The 14,019-nt window shown below is 68.9% G+C and carries 11 protein-coding genes; 7 read left to right on the top strand and 4 right to left on the bottom strand.

Annotated elements, in window-relative coordinates; translation table 11 throughout:
- Positions 1-134: 134 nt before the first annotated feature.
- Both EBL84_RS06420 and murU read left to right on the top strand, forming a co-directional pair.
- Positions 135-1,892, top strand: a complete 1,758-nt coding sequence (locus EBL84_RS06420) for a SulP family inorganic anion transporter (protein WP_123140064.1) — start codon at positions 135-137, stop codon at positions 1,890-1,892.
- Positions 1,889-2,554, top strand: a complete 666-nt coding sequence (murU, locus tag EBL84_RS06415; RefSeq protein ID WP_123140063.1) for an N-acetylmuramate alpha-1-phosphate uridylyltransferase MurU — start codon at positions 1,889-1,891, stop codon at positions 2,552-2,554. Before EBL84_RS06420 ends, murU begins: the two co-directional genes overlap by 4 nt.
- Positions 2,555-2,613: 59 nt before the next feature.
- Here the strand turns inward: murU and EBL84_RS06410 are convergent, their stop codons facing one another.
- From EBL84_RS06410 to EBL84_RS06400, 3 genes are all read right to left on the bottom strand, one after another.
- Positions 2,614-4,245 (bottom strand): c-type cytochrome, encoded by a 1,632-nt coding sequence (locus EBL84_RS06410; RefSeq protein ID WP_123140062.1) that lies wholly within the window; start codon positions 4,243-4,245, stop codon positions 2,614-2,616.
- 34 nt (positions 4,246-4,279) lie between these two features.
- Positions 4,280-4,825: a cytochrome b gene (locus tag EBL84_RS06405; protein ID WP_123140061.1), complete on the bottom strand. Its 546-nt coding sequence runs from the start codon at positions 4,823-4,825 to the stop codon at positions 4,280-4,282.
- A gap of 164 nt (positions 4,826-4,989) precedes the next feature.
- Positions 4,990-6,009, bottom strand: coding sequence for a PHB depolymerase family esterase (locus tag EBL84_RS06400; protein WP_123140060.1), 1,020 nt, complete (start codon positions 6,007-6,009; stop codon positions 4,990-4,992).
- Positions 6,010-6,283: 274 nt separating this feature from the next.
- Between EBL84_RS06400 and moaA the strand changes: the two genes are divergently transcribed.
- Positions 6,284-7,306, top strand: coding sequence for a GTP 3',8-cyclase MoaA (moaA, locus tag EBL84_RS06395; RefSeq protein WP_123140059.1), 1,023 nt, complete (start codon positions 6,284-6,286; stop codon positions 7,304-7,306).
- Between the two features lie 14 nt (positions 7,307-7,320).
- On the opposite strand, the gene EBL84_RS06390 is transcribed toward moaA, so the two are convergent.
- Complete coding sequence (locus tag EBL84_RS06390) at positions 7,321-9,735, bottom strand: diguanylate cyclase (protein ID WP_123140170.1); 2,415 nt, start codon at positions 9,733-9,735, stop codon at positions 7,321-7,323.
- 133 nt (positions 9,736-9,868) lie between these two features.
- Here EBL84_RS06390 and mobA point away from each other — a divergent pair, with 133 nt between their 5' ends.
- The 4 genes from mobA (at position 9,869) to EBL84_RS06370 (ending at position 14,019) form a co-directional block, all read left to right on the top strand.
- Complete coding sequence (gene mobA / locus EBL84_RS06385; protein ID WP_123140058.1) at positions 9,869-10,507, top strand: molybdenum cofactor guanylyltransferase MobA; 639 nt, start codon at positions 9,869-9,871, stop codon at positions 10,505-10,507.
- A gap of 327 nt (positions 10,508-10,834) precedes the next feature.
- Positions 10,835-11,752 carry a hypothetical protein gene (locus EBL84_RS06380; RefSeq protein ID WP_223806964.1) on the top strand — a complete coding sequence of 306 codons (918 nt, stop codon included), beginning with the start codon at positions 10,835-10,837 and terminating at the stop codon, positions 11,750-11,752.
- Between the two features lie 300 nt (positions 11,753-12,052).
- Positions 12,053-12,526, top strand: a complete 474-nt coding sequence (locus EBL84_RS06375) for an Hsp20 family protein (RefSeq protein ID WP_123140057.1) — start codon at positions 12,053-12,055, stop codon at positions 12,524-12,526.
- Between the two features lie 134 nt (positions 12,527-12,660).
- The gene (locus tag EBL84_RS06370; protein ID WP_123140056.1) at positions 12,661-14,019 is read left to right on the top strand and encodes a Do family serine endopeptidase; all 1,359 of its coding nucleotides are present in this window, start codon (positions 12,661-12,663) and stop codon (positions 14,017-14,019) included.

Below are 14,019 nucleotides of genomic sequence, written 5' to 3'. Positions count from 1 at the left end.
CGCACCGATGCCCGCCGCGCCGGGAGACGATTTTTCATCGTCCCGTCGCTCACTTAGAATGCAGCGCTCGATGCCCGCCAACGGGGCCGCCCGCACCCGCCCCGCTCCGCCAACCATCACCCGAGGTCTCGCCGATGCAGTCGTCCCCGCCCTCCCGCTGGTCCTGGTTGACGCCCTTCATGGCCTGGCTCCCCGGCGTCGGCCCCGCCGAACTGCGCGCCGATCTCGTCGCCGCGCTCACCGGCGCCATCGTCGTGCTGCCCCAGGGCGTGGCCTTCGCCACCATCGCCGGGATGCCGCCCGAATACGGGCTCTATGCCGGCATGGTGCCAGCGATCATCGCCGCGCTGTTCGGCTCCTCGCGCCACCTGGTCTCGGGGCCGACCACCGCCGCCTCGGTGGTGGTGTTCTCATCGCTCTCGGTGATGGCGGTGCCGGGCACGCCGGACTATGTCGCCCTGGCGCTGACCCTGACCTTCATGGTCGGGGTGCTGGAACTGGCGCTCGGGCTGGCGCGCATGGGTGCGCTGGTCAACTTCATCTCGCATGCCGTGGTGGTCGGCTTCACCGCCGCCGCCGCGGTACTGATCGCCGCCAAGCAGCTCAAGCACTTCTTCGGCGTCGAGATGGACAGCAGCGGCCACCTCCACGAGATCCTCTTCGAGTTCCTCAAGCATCTCCCCGAGATCAACCCGGCCGCGGCCCTGGTCGGGCTCGCCACCGTGCTGATCGGACTCGCCTGCCGGCGTTGGGTGCCGCGCATCCCCTTCATGATCGTCGCCATGCTCGGCGGCAGCCTGGTGGCGCTGGGGCTCGATCAGCTGTTCGGCGCGGCGCGCACCGGCATCGTCACCGTCGGCGCCCTGCCCTCGACCCTGCCGCCACTCTCGGCGCCCTCGCTCACCTTCGACCACATCCGCGAACTCGCCCCGGTGGCGCTGGCGGTGACCCTGTTCGCGCTCACCGAGGCGGTGTCGATCGGGCGCGCGCTGGCCGCGCGCGGCGGCTACCGCATCGACGGCAACCAGGAGTTCATCGGCCAGGGGCTGTCGAACCTCGCCGGCTCCTTCTTCTCGGGCTATGTCGCCACCGGTTCGTTCAACCGCAGCGGAGTCAACTACGAGGCCGGCGCCCGCACCCCGCTGGCGGCGATCCTCGCCGGCGTGCTGCTGATGGTGATCGTGTTGCTGGTCGCGCCGCTGGCGAGCTATCTGCCCAAGGCGGCGATGGCCGGGGTGCTGTTCCTGGTCGCCTGGGGGCTGATCGATCGCGCCGAGATCCGCCATATCCTCCACGCCTCCAAGCGCGAGACCGCGGTGCTCGCCGTCACCTTCTTCTCGGCGATCCTCCTCGAGCTGGAGTTCGCGATCTTCGCCGGGGTGCTGCTGTCGCTGGTGCTCTATCTCGATCGCACCTCCAAGCCGCGGATCCATACCCGCGCGCCCGACCCGCGTCTGGCCCATCGCGCCTTCTCCAGCGACCCGGAGCTGCCGCAGTGCCCGCAGCTGCACATCATGCGGGTCGATGGCTCGCTGTTCTTCGGCTCGGTGCCCCATGTCGAGCAGGCCTTCGACCAGCTGCGCAGCCAGCACCCGGAGCGCAAGCATCTGGCGCTGGTGTGCAGCGGCATCAACTTCGTCGACTATCAGGGCGGCCAGGCGCTGCTGCAGGAGGAGCGGCGCCGACGCCTCGAGGGCGGCGGCATGTATCTGATCCACGTCAAGCAGGGGCTGTGGGACGCGCTAGAGCGCTACGGCTGCTTCGAGGAGACCGAGGCGCGCAACGTCTTCCAGTCCAAGACCGCGGCCATCCGCGCCATCTACCAGAAGCTCGACAAACGGGTCTGCGCCGGCTGCGAGCAACGTATCTTCCAGGAGTGTCATCCATCATGAAGGCGATGATCCTCGCCGCCGGGCGCGGCACCCGCATGCGCCCGTTGACCGACCACACCCCCAAGCCGTTGCTCGAGGCCGGCGGCCGGTCGCTGATCGTCCATCACATCGAGCGTCTGGCCACGGCGGGTATCCGCGAGCTGGTGATCAACCACGCCCATCTCGGCGCACAGATCGAGCGCGCGCTCGGCGACGGCTCGGGCCTCGGAGTGGAGATCCGCTACTCGCCCGAGGAGCGCGCGCTGGAGACCGGCGGCGGCATCCGCCGCGCCCTGCCGCTGCTCGGCGACGCGCCCTTCCTGGTGGTCAACGGCGATGTCTGGTGCGACCTCGACCCGGGCGCACTGCGCCTCGCCCCGGGCGATCTGGCGCAGCTCGCGCTGGTCGACAACCCGCTGCACCACCCCGAGGGCGATTTCTCGCTGGATGACGGACGGGTGCGCGATGGCGACGCGCCGCGCCTGACCTTCGCCGGGATCGGGCTCTATCACCCGGCGCTGTTCGCCGAGCAGCCCGAGGGCGCCTTCCGGCTCGCGCCCCTGCTGCGCGCGGCGATGGCCGACGACCGGGTGGGCGGACTGCACCATCGCGGACGCTGGTTCGACATCGGCACCCCGGAGCGTCTCGCCGCGCTCGACGCCCTGCTGCGCGAGCGCGGCTGAACCGACGGCGGCTGCGGGAATCGACCCCGCCGCCGCACGCCCGGGCGCGCGAGCGGTCCTCAGTCCGCGGTGGTGCCCTGACCGAGCACGGCGCCGCCGTCACCGAGCGGCTCGCCGTAGAGGTCGAAGGGACTGGTGTGGAAACGCGCGGCGGTCCGCTCCACCGAGCCGTCGAAGCGCGGGTCCTGCGGCCGCTCGTGAGCATTGATGTAGGCGGCGACGTCCCAGGCCTCCTGGGGAGTGAGTCGCACCGTATCGAGCAGCGGCATGTTGGCGGCGATGAAGGCCGCGGCGGTATCGACGCGATGCATGCCGGCACCCCAGTTGTAGGAGCGTGGCCCCCACAACGGCGGGAACACCACCTCGCCCTCGACCAGCAGCCCCTCGCCCTCGGCGCCGTGACAGAGCGCACAGTGCTCGGCGTAGAGCGCCGCGCCACGGGTGCGGTCGAAGCCCTCGGCGGGCGGCTGCAGACGCGGATAGCCGCGCCCGGACATCGCGGTGTCGCCGGTCGGGGCGCCAGTGGCGAGCCAGTAGATGTAGGTCTGCAGGGCGTCGATCACCACACTGTTGGTCTCCGGCACCTGGCCGCTGGCGCTGTCCTGCGCGTTCATCGAATAACGGAAGCAACCCTGGATGCGCTCGGCCATGGTGTCGACCCGCTGGTTCTTGCCGCGATAGGCCGGATAGGCCACCCAGGCGGCCCACATCGGCGAGGCGTCGGCGCGACGGCCATTGTCGAGATGACAACCGGCGCAGGTCTGGTCGTTGCCGACATGGGACGCCGAGCGCGGATCGGTGTTGGTATGACGGAACAGTCGCGCGCCGAGTCGCACCATCTCGCCGAACGGCCCCTCGGGCAGCGCATCACGGCCCGGCGGGGTGAAGCGCGACGCGGCCTCGGCGCGCCCGGCGGGCACCGAGCCGAGGTGTTCGGGCACGGCGGCGTCCGCGCCAGCCACCGCAGTCGCGGGCGTGCTGGCGCTGGCGGTCACGGGCGCCGGCGCCGGCGCCGGATCGAGGAGATCGTCGACGGGATCGGCGACGGCCAGCGGGCGGGTCGCGAAATAGGCCGCGAGCGCGCGCTGCTCGTCGGCGTCGAGTCGCCCGGCGACGGCGCCCATCAACGCCATCGGCTCGCCGTGGCGCCGCCCCGCCGCCCAGGCCTCGAGCTGGGCGAGCAGATAGCTGTAGGGCTGCCCCGCCAATGGCGGGAAGACCGTGCCCGCACCCGTCCCACCGGGGCCGTGACAGCGTACGCAGGCCGGCAGGTCGCGCCCCGACCAGTCGCCGGTCTCGGCCAGCGACCGGCCGGCGACGGCATCGACATCGCTCGGCGCCCTGGCGTTGGAGGCCGGCGCCAGCGCGCCGTAATAGGCACTCACCGCGGTGATGTCGGCCGGTTCCAGCCGCTCGGCCCAGGGGCTCATCACCGGGTGGCTGCGCTGGCCGGCGCGAAAGCGCTCGATCTGGGTGGCGAGATAGGCCGGTTCCAGACCGGCCAGGCGTGCCGCGCCCAGAGCCTCGTCGCCGCCGCCGTCGGCGCGATGACACCCGGCGCAGGCGACGATGCCGCGCGCGGCATCGCCCTGCTCGGCGAGCGTTCGACCATGCTCGAGTGGTGTGGCGCCGGAGACGGTCGCGGACACGGTCAAGAGCACCGTCGCCATGACGGCGGCGAGATGAGACATCGCGGGGTCCCTCCTGTCGGCGTAACGCGCGCCCTTACCAGGGCAGCATGCGGTGCAGGCCGTTGTCGCGACGGATGTACTGGTGCCAGAGCGCGGCGAGCACATGCACGCCGATGAGGGCGTAGAAGAACAGCTCCATCGGCTCGCCGTGCGGCCACGCCTTGACGAACGCGTGCAGCGCCGGCATCTCACCGATGATCGAGGGCACCTGGGTGCCGAAGAAATCGGCGGGGATGTCCTTGGAGGCGATGCGCAGATAGCCCGAGATCGGCACCAGCAGGGTGGCGAGGTTGAGCAGCACGTGACCGAGATTGGCGGCGAGGCGGCTCCAGGCCGGGGCATCGAGCAGCGCGGGCGGCGGCACCAGTCGACGCCAGGCGATGCGCGCCAGGGTCAGGCCGAAGACCAGGAAGCCGAGCGACATGTGCAGGTTCAGCCACATCATCCGCAGCTCGGACTCGCGCGGGGTGATCTCGCGCATGGCATTGCTGAGAAAGAGACCGAGCAGCAGGATGGCGATGGTCCAGTGGAAGGCCTGGGCAATCAGGCCATAGCGCTTGAAATCGGATGATTGGGTCAAGGTCGAGATCCTCTTGCGGGGTTGCGGGGGTAGCACCGGGATGAGCCGGCGCCGACCTGGCTGTGACCGGCGTACCGCCGCGGGCGGGGACCGGCGCGAGGAATTCTGGCACGCCCGGCGGCATGAGACCATGCAAACACAATGGAATCACGCCAGAGCACGGTTCAGCGCGCGTGTCGGAGAAAGAAGCGCAGCATCTCACTGGATGCGTCCGGACCGCGCGGCTCGGTATAGCTCGCCTCGGCGGCACCACCCGACCAGCCGTGCCCGGCACCATGCACCAGCCACAGCTCGGCCTCGGCACGCCCGGCGACCTGGGGATAACAGGTACGGCTGAAGGCCAGTCCGGCCGGCGCGCACCCACGTTCGATCTCGACGGCGCCCTGCATCGCCCCGGCACGCGCCTGGGCGATCAGCGCCAGCGCATTGCTCGGATTGACCCGGGTGTCGCGATCCCCGTGGAAGACGATGGTCGGACAGGCCGGCAGCGGTCCATGCGCTGGCGGCGAGGCGCCCTGGCGCATCACCGTCATCGCCGAGATCAGGTCGTGGGCGCAGCCGGCGGGCAGCCCTGAGTGCACCCCGAGCGCGACATAGCGCTCGGGATAGGCCGCCGCCAGGGTCGCGGCCATCGCCCCACCGGCCGAGAGCCCGGCGATGTAGATGCGCCGATCGTCCAGTCCATGGGCCATCATCACCGCCTCGGTCATGCCGGCGAGGATGGCGCACTCGCCGCGATCGCGTCCCTGGTCGGCCGGCTCGTACCAGTTCCAGCAGCTGGCGCCATTGGCCTCGGATGACTGTGCCGGATAGAGCGTAGCCAGTCCCTGGGCGGCGGCGCACAGGTGCATCCGCGTCGCGGTGGCGAAGTCCTCCGGCCCCTGGCCGCAGCCGTGCAGCATCACCACCAGCCCATCGGCACGCTCGGGCAGATAGAGCCGATAGCGGCGCACGCCGGCGGTATTGGCAAAGCTGTCCTCGATCCAGCGCCCGTGCGCGATCTCGCCACCAGAGGCGGCGGCGGGGTCGACCCGCCGGCACTCACCCTCGATCACCGCGGCATCGCCGTCGGCAGCCCCGCTCAACCCCATGGCGCGCTGCACCAGCGCGGTTGCCTCGGCCACGCGCCCGGCCTGGGTGAGCCGCGCGGCCTCTTGCATCGCCGACTTGAAGAAATCTGCCATAAGGTCCCCTGTCTACCGCGATCGATGCGCCTTTATCGTGGACGGATACGGCCCCTGTCCGGGGCGCACCAAAGGATCGAGGCTAGAGTAAGGCCGGCGTGGCCGTCAACGCGGTCCGGCCCAGCCAGGGCACGGCAGCGGGACGACCGACAGAACCGGCGAGAGGCCACGCCGGTTTTCAATACCCCAAAGGGCCGGGTTGCCGTACACGCCACGGGCTGAGACAGTGTTGAGTGCCCCAACCCGGGCGACCGCATCCACGAGGAGGGCCTGCATGACCCGATCGCACTCGCCCCAGGCTGCCGACCGCGCCATACTCGTCGATCCCTTCGGTCGACGTATCGATTATGTGCGGATCTCGATCACCGACCGCTGCGACCTGCGCTGTGTCTACTGCATGCCCGAGCGTCAGCAGTTCCTGCCGCGCGCGCAGCTGCTCACCCTCGAGGAGATCGCCCGGCTCGGACGCTGCTTCAGCGCGCTGGGGGTGAGCCGGCTGCGCATCACCGGCGGCGAGCCGCTGATGCGACGCAACGCGCTGTGGCTGTTCGAGCGGCTCGGCACCCTGCCCGGCCTCAACGATCTCACCTTAACCACCAACGCCAGCCAGCTCGCACGCCTCGCCCCGGCGCTGGTGGGCGCCGGGGTGCACCGGGTCAACATCAGCCTCGACACCCTGCGCCCGGCGCGCTTTCGCGCACTCACCCGGCGCGGCGAACTCGCCCCCACGCTGGCCGGGATCGAGGCCGCACTTGCCGCCGGCTTTCGCCGGGTGAGCCTCAACAGCGTGATCCTCAAGGGGCGTAACGACGACGAGGTCTGCGACCTGGTCGCCTTCGCCATCGAACGAGGCCTCGATATCCGCTTCATCGAGGAGATGCCGCTCGGCGCGATCACCGAGCACGATCGCGCCGCGCTCCATTATCCGAGCGAGGCGATCCGCGCCGACCTGGCGCGACACCACGAGTTGATCCCCAGCACCGCCCACGAAGGCGGTCCGGCGCGCTATTTCATCATTCCCGGCACCGCCACCCGGGTCGGCTTCATCTCGCCGCACAGCCACAACTTCTGCGCCGACTGCAACCGCGTACGCGTCACCACCGAGGGCCGGCTGCTGCTCTGTCTCGGCCAGGAGCACTCGGTCGACCTGCGCCGGGTACTGCGTGCCCACCCCGACGACGACCAGCCGGTCAGGCGCGCGATCGTCGCGGCGATGGCGCTCAAACCGCGCGGCCACGACTTCTCGCTGGTCGCGCCACCGCGCATCCGGCGTCACATGAACCACACCGGGGGCTGAGTCGTGGTCGGGACTCAGCCGACCAGCCCCTCGGGCTCGACCTCGGGGTCGGCGACCATCACCCGGTCGCGGCCGGCGTGCTTGGCCCGATAGAGGGCGGCGTCGGCCTGGGCGATCAGCGCCATCTGATCGGTGGCATGGAGCGGGAAGACGGCGAGACCGATCGAGATGGTGATCTGCTCGCGCTGCTCGCCCAGAGCGATGCGCTGCGCGGCAAAATAGCGGCGCACCGACTCGGCCCGGGCCAGGCCCTGCTCGAGATCGGTCCCCGGCAGCACCACCAGGAACTCCTCCCCACCATAGCGACAGATCAGATCGAACTCGCGGAAGTGATCGCGCAGCGTGGCGGCGAGCGAGCGCAGCACTCCGTCGCCGACCGGATGGCCCCAACCATCGTTGATGCGCTTGAAGTGGTCGATATCGGCCATCAGCACCACCAGCGTGGATGCCTCGCGCCGCATCCGCGCCAGCTCGCGGGCCAGCGCATCGTCGAGATGACGTCTGTTGTAGAGTCCGGTGAGCGGGTCGCGCACCGCCTGCTCGGCCAGCTCCTGTTGCAGCTCGCTGATCTCGTCGAGGTTCTCGCGCAGACGCTGGTTGGCCGTGCGCAACGCCCGCTCCATCGCCCGCTGCACGCTGATGTCGCGCTTGATGGCGATGAAACGCTCGATCTCGCCGCGCTCGTTGGCCACCGGCGAGATGGTCATCTCCTCTTCGTAGAACTCGCCGTCGCGACGACGGTTGACCAGCTCGCCGCGCCACACCCGACCGGCGAGGATGGTCTGCCACATCTCGGCATAGAAATGGCTGTCGTGGCGACCGCTCTTGAGCACCCGCGAGTGCAACCGTCGCCCCAACTCCAACCGATAGCCGGTCTGACGGGTGAAGGCCGGGTTGGCATAGAGCAGGTAGCCCTCGACATCGGTGATGATGATAGCATCGGCGGCGGCCTCGATCGCAGCGGCGCGGATCCGCAGCTTGGCCTCCAGCGCCTTGCGCACGGTGATGTCACGCGTGATCCCGAGCACCTTGGAGGGCCGCCCGGAGCCATCGATCAACAGCGAGGTCACCACCTCCGTCTGTACCGATCCGCCCCCCTTGCACGGCTGCTCGATCTCGGTGAGAGCGAACAGCCCCTCGTGGTCCCCGGCGGCGACCCGCATCGCCCCCTCCAACAACTGCTGGCGCAGACGCGCCGCAGACTCGGTGGTGAGCGATGCGTCGATCGGCACGGACATCACCTCCTCCGGGCTGAAGCCACGCAGTCGCTGCACCGAGGGGCTGACATAGTCGAAGCGCCAGCGATCGATATCGAGCATCCAGATCACATCCCCGCTGTTCTCGGTGAGCAGGCGATGCAGCGCCTCGCTCTCGGCGAGTCGACGATGATCGCTCTCACGCTGCACGATCTCGCGGCGCAGCCGCTGGTTGAGGCTGTGCACCCGCCAGCTCAGCAGACCCAGCAACGCGGCGATCAGCAGCGCGGCGATCAGCGCCAGCACCACCCGCGGGGCGATATCGATCGGTCCGGGGTCATAGACGAAGCCATCGAGCGAGACCGTCTCGGGCAACATGCCAAGCCCGGCATAGACCTCGGCGATGTGGCGCCAGCGACCGGGGTTGACGTGCCCGATCTCGATCACCTCGGGCTGGATCAGCCGCCGGGTCTCGGCGGCCTCGAAACGGTAGAACGCGGCATCGAGACCTTGAGTGTTGTAGTCGGCGAGGATCAGCGCGATCGCCTGCTCGGGGTCGCGCAGCGCCGCCTTCCAGCCGGCGAGACTGGCGGCGACGAAGTCGCGCACCAGATCAGGATGATCGCGCAGCAATGCCTTGCGGGTGAACAGCATGTCACCGTAGAGATCGATACCGTGATCACGCGCCGAGAACATCCGCGGAGCGGCCCCGGCCCGGCGCAGCCAGTAGGGCTCGGTGGTGGAATAGGCCGCGATCGCCGCGACCTCGCCGGCGAGCAACGCCGCCACACCGTCCTGATAGCCGCGGATGCTGAGCGCCTCGGCGGGGACCCCGATCTTCAGCAGGAGCGCACGAATCTCGGCGGCACCACGATCGAGCATCACCGGCTCGCCAGCAAGCGTCGCCAGATCGGCTGTGCCGTCGAGGGTCAAGAGCACATAGGGCGAGTGCTGGAAGATCGGCGCCAGGGCGACGACCGGCGCATACTGAGCGGCGAGCAGCAGCTCGCTTGCGGCAACCCCGAACTCGGCCTCGCCGGAGACCACTGCAGCAACCACGTCGGTCTCCGGGCCAGCCTCGCGAAAGCGCACCTCGATGCCGCGCTCGCGATAGAATCCGAGGTGCTCGGCCATGTAGTAGCCGGCGAACTGGAACTGGTGGCGCCACTTCAGCTGCAGCGTCACCGGTGATTCGTGCGCCTGTGCCGGGGCGCCCAGCAGGGATGCCAACATCAACCCCACGATCGGCAATCCGCGACTTCGGGGGCGAGCTGCGGCTGATCGACTGCTGGTCATGATCACCTCACTGTTGTCGCCCGAAGCAACGGCTGCGGGACCACGCACCAGACCACCGAGGGTAGACAGGATGCATCCACCCAGTGCTCATGACGCAATCACCGGTGTCATCCTCGCCGGTGGGCGTGCAAGGCGCATGGGCGGAATGGACAAAGGGTTGGTTGCAGTCGCCGGACGACCGCTGATCGAGTGGACACTGACGGCCTTGCACCCCCAGGTCGACAGCATATTGATCAGCGCCAATCGCAACCTCGAACGCTACTCAGCCTACGGCCACCCGGTGATCCGCGACCCACTGCCCGACTACCCGGGACCGCTCGCCGGCATCCTCGGCGCAATGCGCACCGCATCGACCGATTGGATCCTCACCCTGCCCTGTGACGCCCCCCTCCCGCCTCGTGACCTGCTCGCACGACTACGCACCGCACTGACCGAACAGGGAGCCGTCGTCGCCTGCGCACATGATGGCGTGCGGCCTCAACCCCTGCATGCGTTGCTGCCAACCGCACTGGCCCCCGATCTGGCGGGCTATCTCGCCGACGGGGAGCGCCGCTTGTGGTCATGGCTGACGCGCCATCGCCTTGCACACGCCCACTACAATGCCTCCACCTGGCCCGATCTCAACCTCAACACCCCCGAGCAGCGACACCACGCCGAGGCCAGACTCCTGGCCAGCAAAGACGCCGACGGGGCATCGCGCACCCTGTAACAGCGCCCGACACCACCCTCCTCTATCTATCTGATTGATTCAGCTTGAACTTGGCTGATCAATCCCGCCCGACACAACACCGAACCTGTCGAATTATTTGACACCGTTGCGCAGATCGCAGCGCGTTGGATCATAAGTAATTGATTAAAAACATATAAACCGAATGCCATCAAAGGCACAATTCATGCTTGATTGAGTTATGAGCCGCTGACGGATCGCCGGCAAAAACGCATGTTGAAAGGCTTGGGTTGCAACGCGGGCGGCTATCCAGCAGGTCTCAGGGGTCGCGGAATCGATAAGCAAAAGAAACGGAACATGGAGTCACGCATGATGCAACACACACCCAAACTGTTGAGCGTCGCCTTGCTCGCCGGACTCTGCATGAGTGGCGCAGCGCAGGCCGGCAAGATCGCCGACATCGCCATCCTGATCGACGAGTCAGGCTCAATGGGCGGGGAACAGGCCTGGCTGTCGGGCGCGATCAGCTCGCTCGAAAGCCAGCTCATCTCACACGGCATCGGTGACGGCACCGACGGCGAGAACCGCTATGCGCTGATCGGATTCGGCGCCAGCTCCTCGGGGCAAACCGGCGGGGTGGGCATCGATGATCAGGCGCGCGAGAACGACACCTGGATGTCCGCCGGCACCTTCGGCTCGGCCACCGGCAACCTGGTCACCTCCGGCGGCACCGAGGACGGCTACTCGGCCATCGACTACTTCCTCGACAACTACACACCCCGCGCGGACGCCGCGCTCAACGTCATCCTGATCACCGACGAGGATCGCGACAACACCAACAGCGCGCTCGACTACAACAGCATCCTCGGCGACCTCAACAGCATCAATGCCATGCTCAACGTCGTCGTCGAGGCCGATTTCGGCACCCAGACCGTCGGCAACCTGCTCGGTTTCGACAGTCAGGGCACCGGCTACCAGGCCGACGGCAACGGCGGCTTCACCATGCTCAGCGGCGCCTTGGCACTGAACGGCTATGGCTCCACCATCCCCGACTATGTCGACCTCGCGCTCGCCACCAAGGGCGCGGCCTGGGACCTCAACCAACTGCGCGCCGGTGGCCTGATGGCCGACTCCTTCAGCACCGCCTTCGTCAACATCAAGGCCACCGAGATCCAACAGCAGGTCTCCAACCCAGGGACCGTGCCCCTGCCGGGAACCCTGCTGCTCTCGGCAGTGGGCGCACTCGGTCTGGTTGCAAGCAGCAAGCGCCGCAACCGCCGCACCTGAGCCCTTCACTTCAGGCCGCCCGTCCAGGGCGGCCCCATCGCGCACATCCCCGCGAGCGGTCCGCCTCGTCTCCCCTCGTCCTCATCTCACAGTCGTCTTGCAACCCGCGCCTCAGCCCCCAGATCACGGTGCCGAGGGCTGTCGATCGAATTGACATAAAAAATTTGCCGACACCCCTTGACATCGTTTTCGGTCGATTCTACTTTACATAACGCAGGCGCTCATCGAGGCCTGCTGACTGAAACCGGGCGGTTCCACGGAACGCTCGATCCCATATTGCTCAATGAAGAGGATATGCACATGACGACCATCGACTTCTCCCCGCTGCTGCGTTCCATGATCGGCTTCGATCGCATGACCTCCGCGCTCGAGAACGCCTATCACTCGGAGCCCGGCGGCTATCCCCCCTACAACATCGAGCGGCGCGGCGAGAACGACTATCGCATCACCATGGCGGTGGCCGGCTTCTCCGAGCAGGACCTCGGGCTCGAGGTCAAGGAGAACATCCTCACCGTCTCGGGATCGCGACCGGAGCAGGCCGAGGAGCCCGGCGAGTATCTCTATCGCGGGATTGCCAACCGCAGCTTCGAGCGCAAGTTCCAGCTCGCCGAGTACGTGCGGGTGCTGGATGCGCGACTGGAGAACGGTCTGCTGCACATCGAGCTGCGCCGTGAGATCCCCGAGGCGATGAAGCCGCGCAGGATCGCCATCCGTGGCGCCGACGGCGAGCACTATCTCGCCGACCAGGGGAGCGGCAAGGTCGAGGCCGCCTGATACCGGTGAGGGTCCTCCCGGACCATGCACCGGACCACGGGCCGGGCGCACGCCCGGCCCGTGCCGCATTCCCGGGGCGCCCCCGACCGGTCCAGCCCCTTGCTTCGCCCATCCCGAGGACATCGAGACAACCGATGAGGCGTTCCTCCGCGCTCCCCCGTCTCGCGCTCGCGCTCGTGCTGCTCTGCACCGCGCCGCTCCCCCAGGCCGCGCTCCCGCTGGCCGTCGACGGCCAGCCGCTGCCGAGCCTGGCGCCGATGCTCGAACGGGTGCTGCCGGCGGTGGTCAACATCTCCACCGTCACCGCGATCGAGACCGCCGACCACCCGCTGCTGCGCGACCCCTTCTTCCGCCGCTTCTTCGATCTGCCGCGCGAACGCAAGCGCGAGAACAGCAGTCTCGGCTCGGGGGTGATCGTCGACGCCCGCCGCGGGCTGGTGCTGACCAACCACCACGTCATCGACAAGGCCGACCAGATCCGCGTCACCCTGCAGGACGGGCGCGCGCTCGAGGCCAGCCTGATCGGCACCGACCCCGAGACCGACATCGCGGTGCTGGAGATCCCCGCCGCGGGGCTCAGCGCCCTGCCCTTCGCCGCCGCCGACACACTCGCCGTCGGCGACTTCGTGGTCGCCATCGGCAACCCCTTCGGGCTGCGCCAGACGGTGACCTCGGGGATCGTCAGCGGGCTGGGGCGCTCCGGGCTCGGCATCGAGGGCTACGAGAACTTCATCCAGACCGACGCCTCGATCAACCCCGGCAACTCCGGCGGCCCGCTGGTCAACCTGCGCGGCGAGCTGATCGGCATCAACACCGCCATCCTCGCCCCCGGCGGCGGCAACATCGGCATCGGCTTCGCCATCCCGGTGGACATGGCGCGCGCGATCATGACCCAGCTCGTCGAGCACGGCGAGATGCGTCGCGGCCAGTTCGGCGCGGCGGTGCAGAACATCGATCACGCCCTGGCCGCCGCGCTCGGACTCGAGCACCGCGCCGGCGCCGTGGTCACCCGCATCGACCCCGACTCGGCCGCCGCCGCGGCCGGGCTGCGGGTCGGCGACGTCATCCTCGGCGTCAACGACGAGCCGATCGCCAACGCCAGCGACGTCCGCAACCGCTTCGGCGTGCTGCGGGTCGGCAGCCGGGTCGCGCTCGACATCGTCCGCGACGGGCGCGCGTTGCGCCTGAACGGGCTGATCGCCGATCCCTACCGCGACTACCTCCCCGGCGCGCGCATCGACGAGGCCCTCGCCGGCGCGCTGATCGGCGCCTTCGATCGCAGCGGCGGCGTCCCCGGGCTGCCGGTGGGCAGGGTCGAGCCCGACTCGCCGGCCTGGGCGGCGGGGCTGCGCGAGGGCGACCGCATCCTCAACGCCAACGGCGTGCGCATCGACGCACTGCAGACCCTGGCGCGCGTACTGCGCCGCGCCGGCGGGCTCTACAGCCTGAGCCTGCAACGCGGCGACGAGCTGGTGCGCCTGTCGCGGCGCTGA

Source organism: Marichromatium sp. AB31 (genome assembly GCF_003718685.1).
Lineage (GTDB): Bacteria > Pseudomonadota > Gammaproteobacteria > Chromatiales > Chromatiaceae > Marichromatium > Marichromatium gracile.
Note: the sequence above shows the minus strand (reverse complement) of the source record. Positions and strands in the feature narration are given on the sequence as shown.